The sequence below is a fragment of the Blautia faecis genome (assembly GCF_020554845.1).
GTDB classification, from domain to species: domain Bacteria; phylum Bacillota; class Clostridia; order Lachnospirales; family Lachnospiraceae; genus Blautia_A; species Blautia_A faecis.
On the sequence record NZ_JAJCIA010000001.1, the window covers coordinates 77720 to 98712 of the forward strand.

General features: G+C 45.2%; 16 protein-coding genes. All 16 read left to right on the forward strand.

All coding sequences use genetic code 11. The features are described from left to right. Positions 1-24 precede the first annotated feature (24 nt). Positions 25-798, forward strand: a complete 774-nt coding sequence (locus LIZ66_RS00365) for an ATP-binding protein (RefSeq protein ID WP_118578441.1) — start codon at positions 25-27, stop codon at positions 796-798. 18 nt (positions 799-816) lie between these two features. Continuing rightward, entirely contained in the window at positions 817-2946 is a 2130-nt protein-coding gene (acsB, locus tag LIZ66_RS00370; RefSeq protein WP_118578440.1) for an acetyl-CoA decarbonylase/synthase complex subunit alpha/beta, read from the forward strand. Positions 2947-3202: 256 nt separating this feature from the next. Next, a complete protein-coding gene (acsB, locus tag LIZ66_RS00375; protein WP_118578439.1) occupies positions 3203-5329 on the forward strand; it encodes an acetyl-CoA decarbonylase/synthase complex subunit alpha/beta in 2127 nt (708 codons plus the stop codon). Between the two features lie 49 nt (positions 5330-5378). Beyond that, a complete protein-coding gene (gene acsD / locus LIZ66_RS00380) occupies positions 5379-6320 on the forward strand; it encodes an acetyl-CoA decarbonylase/synthase complex subunit delta (RefSeq protein ID WP_118578438.1) in 942 nt (313 codons plus the stop codon). Positions 6321-6344: 24 nt separating this feature from the next. Then, complete coding sequence (acsC, locus tag LIZ66_RS00385) at positions 6345-7691, forward strand: acetyl-CoA decarbonylase/synthase complex subunit gamma (RefSeq protein ID WP_118578437.1); 1347 nt, start codon at positions 6345-6347, stop codon at positions 7689-7691. Between the two features lie 76 nt (positions 7692-7767). Further along, positions 7768-8553 carry a carbon monoxide dehydrogenase/acetyl-CoA synthase methytransferase subunit gene (gene acsE, locus LIZ66_RS00390; RefSeq protein ID WP_118578436.1) on the forward strand — a complete coding sequence of 262 codons (786 nt, stop codon included), beginning with the start codon at positions 7768-7770 and terminating at the stop codon, positions 8551-8553. Between the two features lie 143 nt (positions 8554-8696). Next, positions 8697-10640: a corrinoid activation/regeneration protein AcsV gene (acsV, locus tag LIZ66_RS00395; RefSeq protein WP_173769102.1), complete on the forward strand. Its 1944-nt coding sequence runs from the start codon at positions 8697-8699 to the stop codon at positions 10638-10640. Between the two features lie 8 nt (positions 10641-10648). Continuing rightward, positions 10649-11320: a DUF3786 domain-containing protein gene (locus LIZ66_RS00400; protein WP_118578435.1), complete on the forward strand. Its 672-nt coding sequence runs from the start codon at positions 10649-10651 to the stop codon at positions 11318-11320. Positions 11321-11516: 196 nt separating this feature from the next. Next, the gene (locus LIZ66_RS00405) at positions 11517-13202 is read left to right on the forward strand and encodes a formate--tetrahydrofolate ligase (RefSeq protein ID WP_118578434.1); all 1686 of its coding nucleotides are present in this window, start codon (positions 11517-11519) and stop codon (positions 13200-13202) included. 100 nt (positions 13203-13302) lie between these two features. Next, positions 13303-13932, forward strand: coding sequence for a cyclodeaminase/cyclohydrolase family protein (locus tag LIZ66_RS00410; RefSeq protein ID WP_118578433.1), 630 nt, complete (start codon positions 13303-13305; stop codon positions 13930-13932). 131 nt (positions 13933-14063) lie between these two features. Beyond that, positions 14064-14918 (forward strand): bifunctional 5,10-methylenetetrahydrofolate dehydrogenase/5,10-methenyltetrahydrofolate cyclohydrolase, encoded by an 855-nt coding sequence (locus LIZ66_RS00415; protein WP_173715528.1) that lies wholly within the window; start codon positions 14064-14066, stop codon positions 14916-14918. 223 nt (positions 14919-15141) lie between these two features. Continuing rightward, a complete protein-coding gene (locus LIZ66_RS00420; protein ID WP_173718662.1) occupies positions 15142-15570 on the forward strand; it encodes an MOSC domain-containing protein in 429 nt (142 codons plus the stop codon). Next, positions 15563-16537 carry a GTP 3',8-cyclase MoaA gene (gene moaA / locus LIZ66_RS00425; protein ID WP_187565685.1) on the forward strand — a complete coding sequence of 325 codons (975 nt, stop codon included), beginning with the start codon at positions 15563-15565 and terminating at the stop codon, positions 16535-16537. The genes LIZ66_RS00420 and moaA overlap by 8 nt, the downstream gene beginning before the upstream one ends. 293 nt (positions 16538-16830) lie before the next feature. Continuing rightward, positions 16831-17310 (forward strand): complex I 24 kDa subunit family protein, encoded by a 480-nt coding sequence (locus LIZ66_RS00430; RefSeq protein ID WP_148462597.1) that lies wholly within the window; start codon positions 16831-16833, stop codon positions 17308-17310. Then, on the forward strand, positions 17307-19178 hold the full coding sequence (locus LIZ66_RS00435; RefSeq protein ID WP_187565684.1) for an NADH-quinone oxidoreductase subunit NuoF: 1872 nt from the start codon (positions 17307-17309) through the stop codon (positions 19176-19178). Before LIZ66_RS00430 ends, LIZ66_RS00435 begins: the two co-directional genes overlap by 4 nt. Positions 19179-19190: 12 nt before the next feature. Further along, on the forward strand, positions 19191-20879 hold the full coding sequence (locus LIZ66_RS00440) for a [FeFe] hydrogenase, group A (protein WP_118578428.1): 1689 nt from the start codon (positions 19191-19193) through the stop codon (positions 20877-20879). The last annotated feature ends 114 nt before the right edge of the window (positions 20880-20993 follow it).

A 20993-nucleotide genomic window follows, 5' to 3' on the forward strand; every position in this document is an offset into this window, starting at 1 on the left:
TCGAAGGAAAGGCGCGATTAACTTATGAAAATAGCAGTAACCGGTAAAGGCGGAGTAGGAAAGACAACTTTTGCGGCAACACTTGCCAGACTATATGCAGATGAAGGGAAAAAGGTCCTTGCAGCTGATGTTGACCCGGACGCAAACCTGGGACTGGCTCTTGGATTTGATGAGGAGACTTTAGATTCCATCGTTCCCATTTCCAAGATGCGTAAGCTGGTAGAGGAGCGTACCGGAGCCAACAGCCAGAATCAGTTTTATACACTGAATCCGAAGGTAGACGACATTCCGGACACCTACGGAAAGGTTTGTAATGGTGTAAAGCTGCTTGTCCTTGGAACCGTGGAAACAGGCGGAGGCGGATGTGTCTGTCCTGAACATGTCATGTTAAAAAGAATCATCAGCAACCTTGTAGTGCACAGGGATGATGTGGTAATTATGGATATGGAAGCCGGTCTGGAGCATCTGGGCCGGGGAACCACGGAGAGCATGGACGAATTTATTGTGGTGATCGAACCAGGTGCAAGAAGTGTACAGACCTACAAAAACGTAAAACGTCTTGCAAAGGATCTTGGCATTACTCAGGTTAAGGTAGTGGCCAACAAAGTACGGAACGAAGAGGATGAAGAATTTATCCGCAACAAGATTCCGGCAGAAGATCTTCTTGGAATGATCCATTACAATGTAGAAGTTATGGACGCAGACCGCCAGGGTAAATCACCCTATGATTTCAGTGAGACAGTAACATCTGAGATCAGAAAGATTAAAGAAAAGATAGACAACGAATCAAGTCTGTAAATAATAGGAGGTACTACAGTGACTTTATTTGATAGAGTATTCAGCGGAAACGACGCTGTTTATGGATTAACAGAGGGCGCTATTGATGCAGCCATCGCACAGCATGGCGAAGACAAAGCAGTAAGCTTCCCTGATACCGCTTACAGCCTTCCTTGCTACTATTCAGTAACAGGAACCAAGGTTACAACCTTAAAAGAGTTAAAAGAGGCTCTTGGCGTTGTAAAAACTCTTATGACAAGAGAGAAAAGACTGAACGACGCATTCATGTCCGGTATTGCTACCGCACTTTGCGCAGAGTTCATCGAAGTTCTGAAATATATCGACGGAGCAACACCATATGAGGAGCCATGCTATGGCCACCTTGCAGATGCTGTGATCCGTGAGCTTGGTGTACCGCTTGTAACAGGCGATATCCCTGGTGTAGCCGTTATCCTTGGAACAGCTCCATCTGTAGAAGAGGGTGTTGCACTTGTAAAGAGCTATCAGGCACAGGGTATTCTTGTAACACTGGTTGGCGGAATCATTGACCAGGTGAAGGAAGCTGGCATGAACACTGGAGCAAACGTACGTGTTATTCCTCTTGGAAAAGACGTTACAGCAGTTATCCACGTTGTATCTGTTGCACTTCGTGCAGCTCTGATCTTCGGTAACGTAACACCTGGAGATGCAGGTACACTTATGAAATATACAATGGACCGTGTTCCGGCATTCGTTAACGCATTCGGACCTCTGGATGACGTTGTAGTTGCTTGCGGAGCTGGCGCTATCGCACTTGGCTTCCCGGTAATCACAAACGAGACAGAGAACATCTTCCGTGTACCGAAGAGCCTTATCGTTCAGGAGGACGTAAGCAAATTCAACGCTACTTCCCTTGAGGCTCGTGACATCAAGATCAAGATCACAAACATCGATATCCCGGTTGCATTCGCATCTGCATTCGAGGGCGAGATCATCCGTCGTAAAGACATGCGTGTTGAGTTCGATGGTTCCCGTGTTGACTGTGCTGAGCTTGTACATACCTGTGACGCTTCTGAGATCGAGGATCACAAGATCACAGTTGTAGGACCGGAAGTTGACGAGATGGAAGACGGAAGCAAGAACAGCATTGCATACGTTGTTAAGGTTGCCGGTAAGAACATGCAGCCTGACTTTGAGCCTGTTATCGAGCGTAAATTCCACAACTACATCAACTGTATTGAGGGTGTATATCACACCGGTCAGAGAGATATGCAGCGTATCCGTATCAGCCATGCAGCATTTGATGCAGGATTCCGTATCAAACATATCGGTGAAGTTCTTTATACTCAGGTTAAGAACGAATTTGACGCAGTTGTTGACAAGTGTGAGGTTGTGATCTACACAGATCCTGCTGAGTGTACCAGAATCCGTCATGAAGTTGCAATTCCGACATTCGAGAAACGTGATGATCGTCTTGCAAACCTCACTGACGAGTCTGTTGATGTATATTACAGCTGTATCCTCTGCCAGGCATTCTCCCCGTCTCACGTTTGTGTTGTTACACCAGAGAGACTTGGACTTTGCGGTGCCGTTTCATGGCTGGATGCAAAAGCTACCAACGAGCTTGATCCGAACGGACCTTGCCAGGTGATCACCAAAGAGCGTCCGATCAATGAAGAGCTTGGTTCTTATGAAGACGTTGATGAAGCGGTTCAGAAGTTCTCCCAGGGTGCTCTGGAGCACGTTACCCTGTACTCCATCATGCAGGATCCTATGACTTCCTGCGGATGCTTCGAGTGTATCTGCGGTATCGAGCCATTCTCCAACGGTGTAGTTATTGCTAACCGTGAGTATGCAGGTATGACACCTCTCGGAATGACCTTCTCTGAGATGGCTTCCATGACAGGTGGTGGTGTTCAGACTCCTGGATTCATGGGACATGGTAAACACTTCATCGCTTCCAAGAAATTCATGAAGGCTGAGGGCGGTATCGAGCGTATCGTATGGATGCCGAAAGAATTAAAAGAGTTCATCGCAGAGAAATTAAATGCTACTGCAAAAGAACTTTACGGAATCGATAACTTTACAGATATGATCGGTGATGAGACTGTTGCTACAGATCCTGAGACTCTGGTAGGATTCCTTACAGAGAAGGGACATCCGGCACTTGGACTTGACCCGATGATGTAATTTATCCAGCAGCTCCTGCTGCAAAATGGAGATAATTTCCCTGGAGTCTGTCTCCTTTAGACAGGCTCCGGGATTCACTATTTCCGGCAGGAATACTGATTTATAGTTTCGCTGCGGAGGGCGAACAAGCAGATCATTTTGATTGCGGAATGAAATGATCTGTATCTGATAATTTATTTAGCAGCAAACCAATGGATAGAGGCGGAGCCTTACATGGTTTGTGATAGAAGATTAACAGAAAAGGAGATGCAGAAAATTGTTAATTAACAGAATTTTCAGCGGTAATGATGCAGTATACGGTCTAACAGAAAAAGCCGTAAACGATGCTGTACAGCAGCATGGTGCAGATAAGGCAGTGGGATTTCCACACACAGCATATTGTCTTCCATGCTATTATGCAGTAACCGGTGTGAAGATCAAAACACTTGGAGAACTGCAGGCAGCCCTTGGCGTCGTAAAATCTCTTATGACAAGAGAGCATGCTCTGGATGATGCTCTTATGTCAGGTGTAGCAACAGCCCTCTGTGCGGAATTTATTGAAGCACTGAAGTATCTTGATGGGGCAGAACCCTATCAGGAGCCTTGTTATGGCCATCTTGCAGATTCCATTATCCGTGAGCTTGGTGTACCGCTTGTAACAGGAGATATCCCTGGTGTAGCCGTTATCCTTGGCAGCGCACCGACTGCACAGGAAGGTGTTGACCTGATCAAGAGCTATCAGGCACAGGGTATCCTGGTAACATTAGTTGGCGGTATCATTGACCAGGCACAGGAGCTTGGTCTTAAGATGGGCTATAATTTACGAATTGTTCCTTTGGGAAAAGACGTAACATCTGTTATCCACGTTGTATCTGTTGCACTTCGTGCAGCACTGATCTTCGGCAATGTAACACCTGGCGATGCAGCAAGCCTTCTTACATACACCAAAGACAGGGTTCCGGCATTTGTAAATGCTTTCAAACCTGTTGATGATGTAGTTCTTGCAGCCGGTGCTGGTGCGATCAAGCTTGGTTTCCCGGTAATCTCCAATGAGGATGAGAACATTGTGGAAGTACCAGGAGCCCTGATCGCGTGTCCGAACGTTGCTGACTTTAATAAGGTTTCCCTTGAAGCAAGAGGAATCAAGATCAAGATCACAAAGGTGGATATTCCGGTAGCATTTGCGTCTGCCTTTGAAGGTGAGATCATTCGTCGTAAAGATATGCGTGTGGAATTTGACGGTTCCCGTGTGGACTGCGTAGAGCTTGTGCAGACTAAGGAAATGAACGAGGTCGAGGATCACAAGATTACTGTCGTAGGTCCGGAAGTCGATAGCTTCGAACCTGGAAGCAAGCACAGCCTTGCCTACGTGGTAGAAGTAGCTGGTAAGAAGATGCAGCCGGATTTTGAACCGGTTATCGAGCGTAAATTCCACAATTATATAAACTGCATTGAAGGTGTATATCACACAGGACAGAGGGATATGTTCCGTATCCGTATCAGCAATGATGCTTTTGCAGCAGGTTTCAGAGCAAAACACTTTGGTGAAGTTCTTTACACTCAGGTAAAGAATGAGTTCGAGGCTGTTGTAGATAAGTGTCAGGTAACTGTCTATACAGATCCGGATGAGTGTACCAGAATGCGTCATGAAGTAGCAATCCCTACTTTTGACAAACGTGATGCACGTCTGGAGACATTGACTGATGAATCTGTAGATGTTTATTACAGCTGTATCCTGTGTCAGGCATTTTCTCCGTCACATGTCTGCGTAGTAACACCGGAGAGACTTGGACTTTGTGGAGCCGTTTCATGGCTGGATGCAAAAGCAACCAATGAACTGGATCCAAACGGCCCATGTCAGATCATCACCAAGGAGCGCCCGATCGATGTAAATCTGGGCTCTTACGAGGATGTTGATGAAGCAGTAAAGAAATATTCCCAGGGTGCTCTGGAGCATGTTACTCTGTACTCCATCATGCAGGATCCTATGACCTCCTGCGGATGCTTCGAGTGTATTTGCGGTATTGAGCCATTTTCTAATGGTGTGGTTATCGCAAACCGTGAGTATGCAGGCATGACACCTCTTGGAATGACGTTCTCCGAGATGGCTTCCATGACCGGCGGCGGTGTTCAGACACCAGGCTTTATGGGACATGGAAAACACTTTATTTCATCCAAGAAATTCATGAAGGCAGAGGGCGGAATTGAGCGTATCGTATGGATGCCAAAGGAATTAAAAGAGACCGTGGCGGAGCGACTCAATAAGACTGCAAAAGAACTCTATGGCATTGACAACTTCACTGATATGATCGGTGATGAGACCGTTGCCACAGATCCGGAAGTTCTTGTTGCATTTTTAACAGAACATAACCATCCTGCATTGTCAATGGATCCGATGATGTAGTATAATGGTTCTGTATAATTTTTACAAATTTTTAAGGAGGCTTTAAGAAATGCCATTTAATCAGAAACCACAGAAGTTCAACGCAAAGATCAACACTGTTACGGTTGGAACTGGCGATAAAGCGGTTACTATTGGAGGAAATTCTACATTTCCTTTCTATACATTTGACGCACCAACCGAGAACAGCCCGAAAATCGGTGTAGAGATCACGGATATGGGACTTGATGACTTTGCACCTGGAATCAAAGCATATTATGAAGGATGCACCACCATGGCTGAGATCGCTCAGAAAGCAGCAGCTATGGAAGGTGGAGATTTCGTTGTACTCAACCTGGAAGGCGGAGATCCAAACGGAGTAAACAAATCTACAGAAGAACTTATTGCAATCGTAAAAGAGGTTGCAGATGCAATCGACTGTCCATTAGTAGTTGAAGGCTGCAAAAATGTGGAGAAGGATGCGGAACTTCTTCCGAAGGTTGCAGAGGCACTTCAGGGCAGAAACGTGATCGTGATGTCTGAGAAGGAAGAAAACTACAAGGCAATCGGTGCTGCAGCAGGACTTGCTTACAACCAGATCGTAGGCGCTGAGTCCGCTGATGATATCAACCTTGCAAAACAGTTGAACGTAGTAACAACACAGTTAGGTGTTGATGCGAAGAAGATCGTTATGAACGTAGGAACAGCTACCGTTGGTTATGGTTACGAGTATGTTGTTTCCACTATGGACCGTATCAAAGGTGCAGCATTATCCCAGAATGATAACATGCTGCAGATGCCTATTATTACACCAGTTTCTTCTGAGACATGGGGCGTAAAGGAATCAGTTGCAACTGAGGAAGATATGCCAGAATGGGGCTCAGAGGATGAGCGTGGTATCGACATGGAAGTTATGACAGCAGCAGCAGACCTGGCAGCAGGATCTGACGCAGTTATCTTAAGACATCCAGAGTCTGTAAAGACCATCGCTAAGATGATCAAAGCACTTGTGTAATATTTTTAGGAGGGAAAAATTGATATGGCACTGAATGGTATTCAGATTTTTAAATTAACACCAAAGAAAAACTGTAAGGAATGTGGATGCCCGACATGTATGGCTTTCTCCATGAAAGTTGCACAGGGCGCTTTAAAGATTGAGCAGTGTCCACATATGTCTGAGGAAGCATTAGCATCTCTTTCCGAGGCAACTGCTCCGCCAATGAAGACGATCAAGATTGGTACTGGCGATGAGGAGCTTACCCTTGGTGGTGAGACCGTTCTTTTCAGACATGAGAAGACCTTTGTAAACAAGACAAGATATGCAGTAGAGCTTTGCACATGCATGGATGACGCTACTGTAGATGCAAAACTGGCTGAGATCCCGAAGGTTGATTATGACCGTATCGGTGAGAGAATGTACGCAGAGATCGTTTACGTAAACTGCGATGCAGAAGCAACAGCTGACAAATATGTAGCACTTGTACAGAAAGCAGCAGCTCTTGGACGTACCCTGATCCTTGGATGTTCTGATCCGGAGATCGCAAAAGCAGCCCTTGAGGTTTGCAAAGACAGCAAGCCGGTATTAAACGGAGCAAATGCTTCTAACTATGAGGCTATGAACGCAGTTGCAACAGCAGCTGGTGTTGTTCTTGGTGTATCTGGCAAAGATCTTAACGAGTTATATGATACTACAGCAGCAATCGAGAAACTTGGAAACAAGAATCTGGTACTTGATGTAACAGGCGCTGACATCAAAGAGACCTTCGGCAATGCCGTACAGGTACGTCGTGCAGCTCTGAAGGATCAGGACAGAACATTCGGTTATCCATCCATCGTAAACCTTGCAAAGATCGCTGGTGGTGACTATCACCTTCAGGCAGGTCTGGCAGCTATGTTTACAATGAAATACGGTTCCATCGTTGTTATGGAGCGTATGACATATGCAGAGGCACTTCCGTTATATGGTCTGCGTCAGAACGTATTTACTGACCCGCAGAAGCCAATGCGTGTAGAGCCAGGTATCTACCCGATGAACGGTGGAGATGAGAATTCTCTTGTTGTTACAACTGTTGACTTCGCTCTTACATATTTCCTTGTATCTGGAGAGCTGGAGCGTTCCGGTGTTCCGCTTAATCTTGTTATCAACGATGCCGGCGGTTTATCCGTACTGACATCCTGGGCAGCAGGAAAATTCTCCGGAAACAGTATTTCTACATTCTTCAAAGAGAAAGTAGAGCCAAATGTTAAGAGCAGACGTCTGGTAATCCCAGGTAAGGTTGCAGTCCTGAAGGGTGATCTGGAAGCAAAACTTCCAGGATGGGAAATCATCGTTGGACCAAGAGAAGCTGTACAGCTTGTGAAGTTCTTAAAGGATCTTGAAGGCTGATTTAAGCCTTTAAGACCCTAAAAGGGTATGCCGCTTATGGGCGGCACCACTATAAATGTAAAGGAGAACATTTGACATGGCAAAATTTGTTACAATTGGAGAGAGACTTTCAACAACAGCACCTTCTGTAAACAAAGCATTTACAGAGAGAGATCCTGAGCCGATCTTAAAGAGAGCAAAACAGCAGCTTGATGCTGGTGCTGTTTATCTTGATGTAAACATCGGACCAGCTGAGAACGATGGAGAAGACCTGATGAAATGGGCTGTTAAGCTTCTTCAGGAGAACTTCGACAACGTTCCGCTGTCTCTGGATACATCCAACAAAAAAGCAATTGAGGCTGGTATTTCCGTATACAACCGTTCCAAAGGAAAACCAATCGTAAACTCTGCTGATGCAGCTGGAAGAATTGAGAACATCGACCTTGCAGCAGCTAACGATGCAATCGTTATCGCTCTTTGCAACGGTGAAGGTATTGCAAAAGACAACGACGAGCGTATGATGTACTGCCAGATGCTTCTTGAAAGAGGTATGGAGCATGGTATGGACGCAAGTGATCTGTGGTTTGACCCGCTGTTCCTGGTTGTTAAAGGAATGCAGGACAAACAGATGGAAGTACTTGAGGCTATTAAAATGTTCTCCGATATGGGACTGAACTCTACAGGTGGTCTGTCCAACAACAGTAACGGTATGCCGAAGAACATCCGTCCAATCATGGATTCCGCATTAGTTGCTATGGCTATGATGCAGGGCCTTACATCCGCAATTGTTAACCCTAACGACCTTCGTCTTATGGAAACAATCAAATCCTGCGATGTATTCAAGGGCAACACCCTGTATGCTGATTCCTATCTTGAACTGTAATTATTTGTAATTCGTTTCTAAATAGGGACGTAAGATACAAAAGGGGCTGGGGCTTTGGCCTCAGTCCCTTTTTCTAACGGATAAGAATAATAATGATGTCTGTTTTGGCAGATATATGACCATATGAGAAAGGTGAGTGCCGGATGTTTAAGGTTACATTTTCTTTTGAAGATGGCAGTGTGGTAGAACATTTTGCCAATGCGGGGGACAATTTACTTGAATTAGCCAGAGAGGCCAATGTGGCCATCGACGCGCCGTGCTCCGGAAATGCTTCCTGCGGAAAGTGCCGGGTACAGTTAAAAAAAGGAGAACTGGACAGCAAGAAAACCTTACATATCAGTGAGGAAGAATATCAGGAGGGATGGCGTCTTGCCTGCACCAGCAAGATCTGTGCAGATGTGACCGTACTGGTACCTGATATTGCGTCTGCTTACAAGAGCAGAATGAAGGTTGCAGATCTCAGCTCCAAAGAGGAAATTGCCATTTTCGAGAATTCCAAAAGAGACGTAGAAATGACCGGTATTGAGCTCAGAAACAGTCTGGATGTAATTGAACTTGATATGAATGAGCCAAGTCTTGATGACACCATGCCGGATAATGAGCGCCTTACAAGAGCTTTAAAGAAATACATGAATCTGAAACAGGTAAGGATCCCTTACGCTGTATTAAGAAAATTGCCGGATGTCCTCCGGGAAAATCATTTCAAAGTAAAATGTGTAGTTCGTACTGCTCCTAATGATCTTTTTGTATACGATATTTTCGGAAAAGATGAAGAAGTGGTAGTGGGCGGACTTGCAGTGGATATTGGTACCACAACTGTTTCTGCAGTCCTGATCAACATGGAGACCGGAGAGATTCTTGCCAAGGCTTCCTCTGGAAACGGACAGATCCGTTTCGGAGCAGATGTTATCAACCGTATCATCGAACAGCAGAAGCCAGGCGGTAAGAAGAAACTGCAGGATGCAGTCATTAAAGAGACAATCAATCCAATGATCGCACAGATGTGTAAAAGTGCAGGCATTCCAGCCAGCCATATTTACAGAATGTCTGTGGGAGCAAATACAACGATGAATCATCTGTTTGCCGGGATCAACGCGGATCCGGTCCGTATGGAGCCGTATATTCCAGCATTCTTCAAAACCAATTCCCTTTTTGCTTCTGATGTGGGAATTGCTATCAATAAAGATGCGCATATTATCATTGCGCCAAATATCGGAAGCTATGTAGGCGGTGATATCACTGCCGGAACTTTAGTAAGCATGATCTGGAACAGACCAGAGTTTTCTTTATTTATCGATCTTGGAACTAACGGTGAGCTGGTATTTGGCAACTCTGATTTTATGATGAGCTGTGCATGTTCCGCTGGTCCGGCTTTTGAGGGTGGTGATATCAGCTGTGGTATGCGTGCAACTGATGGAGCTATTGAAGCTTGTACCATTGATAAGGAGACTATGGAACCAACTTATAAAGTAGTTGGAGAACCGGGAACCAAGCCGGTTGGACTTTGTGGTTCCGGAATCATTGATGTGATCAGCGAGCTTTTTATGTGCGGAATCATCAACCCTAAGGGTAAATTTGTCCGTGAGGGGGAGAGAATCCGTCACGATAAATACGGAATGGGAAGCTATGTGATCGCATTTGAAAAGGATGCAGGCTCTGTGAAGGATATTGAGATCACAGAGGTTGATATTGACAACTTTATCCGTGCCAAAGGTGCTATTTTCTCAGCTATCAGAACTATGATAAATAGTCTTGATTTTGACGTGAGCATGATCGATGATGTATACGTTGCCGGTGGTATTGGAAGCGGAATCAATATGAGAAATGCTGTAAACATCGGAATGTTCCCGGATATCCCTCTGGAGAAATTCCATTATATCGGCAACTCTTCCCTGACGGGTTCCTATCTGATGCTTCTTTCTACAGAGGCCGAGAAGAAGACCTATGAGCTTGCTGCAAACATGACATATATGGAGCTTTCTACAGTGCCAACTTATATGGACGAATTTGTAGGAGCGTGCTTTATTCCTCATACAGATACGGGAATGTTCCCTGATGTAATGAATGATTTACAGAACAGGAAGTAATTAATAAAATGCCATTTACAATTGATGACTTAAATTATGATAAAGACAGCAAGGAGAGAATGCCATGGGAGCATTATCTTGAGCTGTATGCAAAAGCTGACCCGAAGGAGATCGCATCCAGACTTTCCATTCCATATGATGAAGAGGCTAAGGAATTTACTCTGACTTTCCTGGGCTCTGAATATAAGATCACATATCCGGATTTCCAGGTAAAACATGTGGCAGATGAGAAGAAATGTTATCCTCTGGAGGATATGATCTACGCAAAGATTCTTACCATTCGTTTTCTGTTAAATGGTTCCGCCTCTGTGGGGACTGGCAGGTTTAAAACTTACCGGGAAATGCCATGGGGAGAAGTGTACCTGAGACAGTTTGACGGACGTTGTATCAAAAGGCTTGCATTTACCTATGGAAACAGACTGGATGATTTCCGGCTTGTAATGGATCATATGAAATGCACTCCGGTGAAATTCGGAGATGTGGCTTATGAGCTTTCCATTTATCCGGGATATCAGATCCAGATGATCCTGTGGGAGGGGGACGATGAGTTCCCGCCGTCTTCCCAGATCCTGTTTTCCGACAATTTCCCGGTATCCTTTGCTGCGGAAGATATGGCGGTTATGGGAGATGTGATCATTGGCTCTTTGAAGGCTTTTCTGAAAGCAGCGAAAGAGCAGTAAAGTTATTGTAAAACAGATTCTGCGTGAAAGTTAACCGAGATTTAAAGTTTTCTAAATGCATGAGCTGTATATTTTTTGATTAAAGCGGACTGGAGTGCGGGTGTTTGAGCCTGCACCAGGATCCGTTTTGATAAATCCAAATTAAGCGGAGGCGTCATGCTGTAACAGCGGTGACGTAAAAAGGAGGTAAGTTACAATGGGATACAAGAGTGACATTGAAATCGCACAGGAATGCGAAATGCTGCCGATTACCCAGATTGCAGAGAAAGCTGGTATTGATGACAAATACCTGGAGCAGTATGGAAAGTATAAGGCAAAAATCGACTACAATCTCTTAAAAGAGAGCGACAAGAAAGACGGAAAACTGATCCTTGTAACAGCAATCAACCCGACCCCGGCTGGTGAGGGAAAAACAACTACAACTGTAGGACTTGCTGATGGAATGCAGAGACTTGGAAAGAGCGCAATGGTTGCACTTCGTGAGCCATCTCTTGGACCGGTATTCGGTGTTAAGGGCGGCGCTGCAGGCGGCGGATACGCACAGGTTGTTCCAATGGAGGATATCAACCTTCATTTCACAGGTGACTTCCATGCAATCGGAGCTGCAAACAACCTTCTTGCAGCAATGATCGACAACCACATTTTCCAGGGCAATGCACTGAACATTGACCCACGTAAGATCACATGGAAGAGATGCGTGGACATGAACGACCGTCAGCTTCGTAACGTGATCGATGGTCTTGGAGGAAGAACAAACGGTATGCCTCGTGAAGACGGTTATGACATCACAGTTGCTTCCGAGATCATGGCAGTTCTCTGTCTTGCAAGCGACATCACAGACCTGAAGAATAGACTTTCCAAGATGATCATTGGTTATACATATGGCAAAGTATCTGAGCAGAAACCGGTAACAGCTGGTGATCTTCACGCAGAAGGTGCTATGACAGCTCTTCTGAAAGACGCTCTGAAACCAAACCTGGTTCAGACTCTGGAGCATGTACCTGCAATCGTTCACGGTGGACCATTTGCAAACATCGCTCATGGATGTAACTCTGTAACAGCTACTAAGATGGCTATGAAGCTGGCTGATTATGCCATCACAGAGGCTGGATTCGGTGCTGACCTTGGTGCAGAGAAATTCCTTGACATCAAATGCCGTATGGCAGGTCTTCATCCAAATGCAGTTGTGATCGTTGCTACTGTACGTGCCCTTAAATACAACGGCGGTGTTGCAAAAGCAGACCTTAACAATGAGAACCTTGAGGCTCTTGAGAAAGGTATCCCGAACCTTTTAAGACATGTAAACACGATCAAAAATGTTTACAAACTTCCATGTGTTGTTGCAATCAACGCATTCCCGACCGATACCAAGGCAGAGCTTGACCTTGTTGAAGCAAAATGTAAAGAGCTTGGTGTTAACGTTGCACTTTCCGAAGTATGGGCAAAAGGCGGTGAAGGCGGCCTGAAGCTTGCTGAGGAAGTAATCCGTCTCTGCGAAGAGCCAAATGACTTCTCTTATTCCTATGAGCTTGACGGTTCTATAGAGGATAAGCTGAACCAGATCGTTCAGAAAGTATACGGCGGAAAGAAAGTTGTTCTCACAGCAAACGCTCAGAAACAGGCAAAACAGTTAGAAGCTCTTGGCTTTGGCAACTGCCCGATCTGTGTTGCAAAGACTCAGTACAGCTTAACAGATGACCAGACAAAACTCGGTGCACCGACAGATTTCGAGATCACAGTTCGTAACCTGAAGGTTTCCGCAGGTGCTGGATTTGTTGTTGCACTGACTGGTGAGATCATGACCATGCCAGGTCTTCCGAAAGTTCCGGCAGCTGAGAGAATCGACGTTGACGAGACTGGTAAGATCACAGGTCTGTTCTAATCAAAGAAAAAAGAAACATCAGGCGGATATACCTGTCCGCCTGGCGTTATAAAAAGGTCATGGCTTACATGATGACTAAGAACAATAAGGAGACAACGAAATGGGATTTTCAACAAGTACATGTACAGAATTTGTAGAAGTTCTTGCTTCTAAAGCCCCGGTTCCAGGCGGCGGCGGAGCATCTGCACTGGTAGGTGCTGTGGGAACTGCACTTGGAAACATGGTAGGAAGCCTTACTGTTGGTAAGAAGAAATATGCTGATGTTGAGGAAGAAATGTGGGAGCTGAAAGGTAAATGCGACCAGCTTCAGAAAGATTTCCTTCGTCTGATCGAGCGTGACGCCGAAGTATTCGAGCCGCTTTCCAAAGCATATGGAATGCCGAAAGAAACAGAAGAAGAGAAAGCTGAAAAAGCAAGAGTTATGGCAATCGTATTAAAAGATGCCTGCTCTGTTCCTATGGAAATCATGGAGAAATGCTGTGAGGCACTTGACCTGATCAAGGAATTTGCTGCAAAAGGCTCCAAGCTTGCCATCAGTGACGCTGGTGTAGCTGCAACCTTCTGCAAAGCTGCATTAAAAGGTGCAAGCCTGAACGTTTATATCAACACAAAGTCCATGGCAGACAGAGAGTATGCAGAAGAATTAAATGCAAAGGCTGATGCAATGCTTGAAAAATACTGCAAGCTTGCAGACGAGACATTTGACAGCGTACTTGGCAGACTGAAATAAAGATAAAAAAAGAAAAGAACTGGCAGGAGCAAAATCCTGCAAGTCTTTTTTGCAGTCTCAAAATGCTGTATTACCATGAAACTGGTATGAGCATGACTGGATTTATCATAATATAAGGAGATTACTAAAAAATGGCAAAACAGTTATTAGGTAAAGAAGTAACTGCTGCATTAAACGAGCGTATCAAAGGAAATGTGGCAGCTCTTCAGGAAAAAGGCGTTAACCCCACACTTTGCATTATCCGTGTAGGAGAGAATCCAAGTGATATTTCCTATGAGAAGGGTGCAACAAAGCGTTGTGAGACATTAGGCGTTGCATGTGAGAAAATTCTTCTTCCGGAGGATGTTGCTCAGGAAGAACTTCTTACAGTTATTGATAAGGTAAACAAAGACGATCATATCCATGGTGTACTTCTGTTCCGTCCGCTTCCGAAACATCTGGATCAGGCTGTCATCGAGAATGCACTTGCTCCTGAGAAAGACGTTGACTGTATGACAGACCTTTCCATGTCTGGTGTTTTTACAGGCAAGAAGATCGGTTTCCCACCATGTACACCACAGGCATGTATGGAAATCCTTGATCATTACGGAATCGACTGCACAGGTAAGAAGGCAGTAGTAATCGGAAGAAGCCTTGTTGTAGGTAAACCGGCAGCTATGATGCTTGTTAAGAAAAACGCAACTGTAACCATCTGCCACACAAGAACAGTGGATATGCCGTCTGTGGCACGCGAAGCGGATATTATCATCGTAGCAGCAGGCCGTGCTGGCGTTGTTGGCGCTGATTATGTAAAAGCAGGACAGGTAGTTATTGATGTAGGAATCAACGTAAATGCAGAAGGCAAGCTCTGCGGAGACGTTGACTACGCAGCAGTAGAGCCGATCGTAGATGCTATTACACCAGTTCCAGGCGGAGTTGGAAGCGTTACAACATCTGTCCTGGTTGGACATGTTGTAGAGGCTGCTATGCGCAAAGTGAACGCTTAATAGTTAATTGACTTTGAACTAATAGAACGATGTACTTGAAGTACATCATGTGTACAAGCGGAAGAAAAACTCTTCAGAGTAAAAACTGGAGAGTTTTTTTGTTGCAGAAAATTTTGTTGAAATCCTTATTGCGGCAAAAGTTTGTTTTGCTATTACAAAAAATTTGCTTTTCTCAGTAAGATATTGTACTATAGAGGGTACAGATATATGGAGGTAACTCACTATGGGAAAAGTGATGGCAGTGAACATCAGTGTTAAAAGAGGAACTCAGAAGGTCAATGTGCACACTGTAAAACTGATTGAAAATTATGGACTGGAGAATGACGCCCACGCAGGAAACTGGCATCGTCAGGTCAGCCTTCTGTCTTATGAAAAAATAGAAGAATTTAAGGCAAAAGGCGCACCGGTAAAGGATGGTGCTTTCGGGGAAAATCTGATCGTACAGGGATTTGACTTTAAGACCCTTCCAGTAGGAACCCGTCTGAAATGCAACGATGTGATTCTGGAAATTACGCAGATTGGAAAGCAGTGTCACAACGGTTGCGAGATTTTCAAGATCATGGGAGATTGCATTATGCCCCGCGAAGGCGTTTTTGCCAAAGTAATCAAAGGCGGTGTGATCTCTGAAGGAGATGAAATGGTTTATGCTTGACAGATACGGAAGAAATATTGATTATCTGCGGATATCTTTGACAGACAGGTGCAATCTCCGCTGTATCTACTGTATGCCGGAAGAGGGAATCCGTCAGATTCCAAGGACAGAACTTCTTGATACAGATGAAATCGTGAGAATCTGTAAGGCGGCCAGTGAACTTGGGATTTCCAGAATCAAACTGACAGGAGGAGAGCCTCTTGTCCGCAGAATCTGCACCCCATTAGTAAAAGAGCTGAAAGCCATTCCCGGGATCTGCCAGGTTACACTGACCACCAACGGAATCCTTTTGGGAGAACAGCTTCCGGGCCTGATGGAGGCCGGTCTGGATGCCGTAAACATCAGTCTGGATACTTTAGAAGAAACCACATTTCGCAAAATCACCCGCAGGGACGATTTTCACCAGGTTTTAAAGGGACTTAGGGCAGCACTTTCCTACCCTTCCCTGAAAGTGAAATTGAACTGTGTCCCCACTTTTCAGTCGGACGAGGAACTTTTACAGGTGGCAGCTCTTGCAAGGGAGAATCCTCTTCATGTGCGTTTCATTGAAATGATGCCAATCGGTCTGGGCAAGGAGTTTGCAGCCAGGGGAGAGGAACAGATAAAGTCTGTTCTGGAAAAGGAATATGGGTCAATGACACCAACGGAAGAAAAGCTTGGAAATGGTCCCTGTCATTATTATACCCTGGAGAAGTTTACAGGCAGAATCGGATTTATCAGTGCCCTGTCCCACAAATTCTGTGACAGCTGCAACCGTGTAAGGCTTACTTCTACCGGATTTCTGAAAGGCTGCCTGCAATTTGAGGACGGAGCAGATCTGAAGGTTTTGCTTCGAAGTGGCTGTTCTGATGGGATGCTTAAAGAAACGATAGAAAAAGTCACTTATGAAAAGCCTGTAGGCCACAATTTTCAGGAACATAAGAAGGGAAACGAAGAATCCCACATCATGGCTCAAATCGGTGGATGATTTTGAAAAACAAAAGAAAACACGATTTAGAAAAGTCGGATTTATTGTTGTATCATTTGTACAACTTAAACAATCCGGCTTTTTGTATATTTCAGTATAATCTGAGATGCAGAATTGTGCAAAAATATTGTTAATAAATAAACTTATTCATATTTACTTGCCAAAATGAACAAAAAAATATATAATTTCATTACAAAAATAGTCATGTCTGTTAAAAAATACGCAAAGCCGGAAGCTTTGGAGGACGGGGACAAAAGACCTGGAGGCATCTGGCAAGTAAGGAGGTTAACAAAATGGTAGATCAGTCATATTACAAGAAAGCAGATGAGATTATTGAGCATTATGAGCGGTGTGCTGCCTCATTAATCCCCATCATGCAGGATATCCAGGCGGAATATCGGTACCTGCCTGCAGAACTTCTGACCTACGTAGCCGGACAGATCGGCGTTACTGAAGCGAAGGCCTTCAGTGTTGCAACCTTTTATGAGAACTTTTCTTTTGAACCTAAAGGAAAATACATTATCAAGGTATGCGATGGCACAGCCTGTCATGTAAGAAAGTCAATCCCGGTTAAAGAAGCATTCATGAAAGAACTGGGATTAAGCAATAAGAAGCATACCACAGATGACATGATGTTCACTGTGGAGACCGTATCCTGTCTTGGTGCCTGCGGGCTTGCTCCCACCTGTATGGTGAATGAAGAAGTGCATGCCAAGATGACACCGGAGAAGGTAGTAGAGCTTATTAACAGATTGAGAGGTGAGAACGGATGAGGATTAACAGTAAAGAAGAGCTGCAAAGCAAAAAAGCTGAGATCGAACAGAATATCCAGAACTTCACATGCCGTGTTCTTGTCTGTTCCGGTACCGGATGTATGGCTTCCGGTGCTCAGAAGATCTATGATGAGATGGTAAGACTCTGTGAAGGTATTGATGGTGTAGAGATTGAAATGCAGAAAGATATCCCTCACGTAGGCGTTATCAAGACTGGCTGTCAGGGTCTTTGCGAGCTGGGACCGCTTGTAAGGATTGAACCATACGGATATCAGTATGTACATGTTCAGGAGGAGGACTGTCTGGAGATCGTGGAGCGAACTGTACGCCTTGGACATCCTGTAGATCGTCTGTTTTACCGCCATGGAGATGAAGTCTGTCCAAAGCCTGAGGATATCCCGTTCCTTAACCGTCAGACCAGGATCGTTCTTGAGAACTGTGGTAAGATTGACGCGGAATCCATTGACGAATATATTGCAGCAGGCGGTTTTTCTGCCCTCGCCAAAGCAGTTACAGAGATGACTCCCCAGGATGTAATTGATGAAGTTACCAGATCTGGTCTTCGCGGACGCGGAGGCGCCGGCTTCCCGGCAGGTAAGAAGTGGTCACAGGTAGCCAGACAGGCTGAGAAGATCCGATATGTAGTATGTAACGGTGATGAGGGTGACCCGGGAGCATTTATGGATGGTTCCGTTATGGAAGGCGATCCGTATAAGATGATCGAGGGCATGATCATTGCCGCTTACGCAGTTGGCGCTGAGAACGGATACATATATGTTCGTGCAGAGTATCCTCTTTCCGTAGCCAGACTTCGTCTTGCTATTTCCCAGGCTGAGAAATATGGTCTTCTTGGAGATAATATTCTTGGCAGCGGTGTGAATTTCCATTTACATATTAATCGTGGTGCAGGAGCTTTCGTATGTGGTGAAGGTTCTGCCCTTACCTCTTCCATTGAGGGAAACAGAGGTATGCCTCGTGTAAAACCACCTCGTACTGTTGAGAAAGGTCTGTGGGGCAAGCCAACTGTATTGAATAACGTTGAGACTTACGCAAATGTTCCGAAGATTATCATACAGGGTGCTGACTGGTTCCACACCATCGGAACAGAGGGAAGCCCGGGAACCAAGACCTTCTCCCTGACCGGAGCAATTGAGAATACAGGTCTTATTGAAGTTCCAATGGGAACAACACTTCGTGAGATTATTTATGATATTGGCGGCGGTCTGAAGAGTGGCGCTGCATTTAAAGGCGTTCAGATTGGCGGACCATCTGGCGGATGTCTTGTAGAAGACCAGCTGGATGCTCCTCTTGATTTTGATTCTGTAAAGAAGCTTGATGCTATTATGGGATCAGGCGGTCTAGTTGTCATGGATGAGAATACCTGTATGGTAGAGGTTGCCCGTTTCTTCATGAGCTTTACCCAGCGGGAGAGCTGTGGAAAATGCGTTCCATGCCGTGAGGGTACCAAGCGCATGCTGGAGATCCTGGAGAAGATTGTAGCAGGCAATGGGGAGATGTCTGATCTTGACGAGCTGGAAGAGCTTGCCAAAATGGTTCAGAGCATGGCTCTTTGCGGACTTGGAAAGAGTGCACCTCTTCCTGTCCTCAGTACCATGAAGCGTTTTCGCGAGGAATACGAAGAGCATATCCGGGACAAGAAGTGCCGGGCAAAGGTCTGCACAGCACTCCGTCAGTTCCACATTAATCCGGAATTCTGTATCGGCTGCGGAAAATGTGCCAAGAACTGTCCTGCCGGGGCAATTTCCGGCAAGATTAAATCACCTTATCATATTAATAATGATGTATGCATCAAGTGCGGCAGCTGTAAGGATAACTGTAACTTTGATGCAATATATGTGGAAATGTAGGGAGGACAGATTATGGGTACAATGACGATTGACGGCAGAAAAGTCGAATTTACAGATGAAAAAAATGTCCTGACCGTAATCCGCAAGGCAGGCATTAATATTCCTACACTTTGTTATCACTCAGAGGTTTCCACTTTTGGAGCCTGTCGTCTGTGCACAGTAGAGGATGACAGAGGAAGAACCTTCGCTTCCTGTTCTGAGGAGCCAAGGGATGGAATGGTAATTTATACAAACTCAGGTAAGATCAAAAAATACAGGAAACTGATTGTGGAACTGCTTCTCGCAGCACATTGCCGTGACTGTACAACCTGTGTAAAGAGTGGAGAATGCGTGCTTCAGGAGCTGGCTCACCGTCTTGGAGTACATAACATCCGTTTTCAGAATACAAGAGAGCAATATGAGATTGATGACAGTTCACCATCTCTGATCCGTGACCCGAACAAATGTATCCTCTGTGGTGACTGTGTCCGTGCCTGCGAGGAGCTTCAGGGAATCGGAGCATTGAACTTTGCATACCGTGGAACAGAGGCTATTGTAATTCCTGCGTTTAATAAGAAAATAGCAGAAACCCAGTGTGTAAACTGCGGACAGTGCCGTGTATATTGTCCGACAGGTGCCATTTCCATTAAGACGCATATGGATGAAGTCTGGGAAGCTCTTGCAGATCCGGATGTACGTGTAGTAGCACAGATTGCGCCGGCAGTTCGTGTTGCGGTAGGTGATCATTACAGTCTTCCGAAGGGACGGAGCGTAATGGGCAAAATTGTCAATGCACTCCACAGAATGGGATTTGACGAGATTTATGATACTACTTTCAGCGCCGATCTTACTATTATGGAGGAGTCAGCAGAATTTCTAAAAAGAGTTGAGAAGGGGGAGAAACTTCCACTTCTTACCTCCTGTTGCCCTGCATGGGTGAAATTTATTACAGACCAGTATAAGGATTATATCCCGAATTTGTCTACCTGTAGATCCCCACAGGGAATGATGTCTGCAGTTATTAAAGAATACTTCCGTGATCCGGAGAATGCCAAGGGTAAAAAGACCGTTATGGTATCTATTATGCCATGTACAGCCAAGAAGGCTGAGGCAATCCGTCCGAACAGTTTTACTGATGAGAAACAGGATACGGATATTGTAATTACAACCACAGAGCTGCTGCGCATGATCGATAACTTTGGCCTTGATTTTGCACAGTTAGAGCCTGAAGCATGTGATATGCCATTTGGATTTGGCTCCGGCGGAGGCGTTATTTTTGGTGTTACCGGCGGTGTTACAGAGGCGGTTCTACGCCGCTTAAGCCCGGATCATTCCAAGGAGACCATGCGGGAGATTTCTGAGTGTGGTGTCCGTGGAGATGAAGGAATCAAAGAATTCACAGTTCCATACAAGGGAATGGATATCAATGTATGTGTGGCCAGTGGTCTTGCAAATGCAAGAACCGTTATGGAACGTGTAAAGAACGGCGAAGCAAACTATCATCTCATTGAAGTAATGGCATGCCGCCGTGGCTGTATTATGGGCGGTGGCCAGCCGGTACGGGCCGGTGACAGAACCAAAGCTGCAAGAGCGAAAGGTTTATATAATGCTGACAATACTATGCTGATCAAGAAATCCGATGAGAACCCTATGGTTCTGGAACTGTATCAGGGACTGCTCAAAGGAAAAGAGCACAAACTGCTCCACAATGATTTCTATTGATGCTGAAATATAGTAGCTGGACAGGCAATAATATGGTGCGCAAGAGCGCGCTTGAAAAGGTTCTTGAAAGCGGCTGCGTCAGCCACCGTAACCACCGCTACGCCTTCTTCCTCC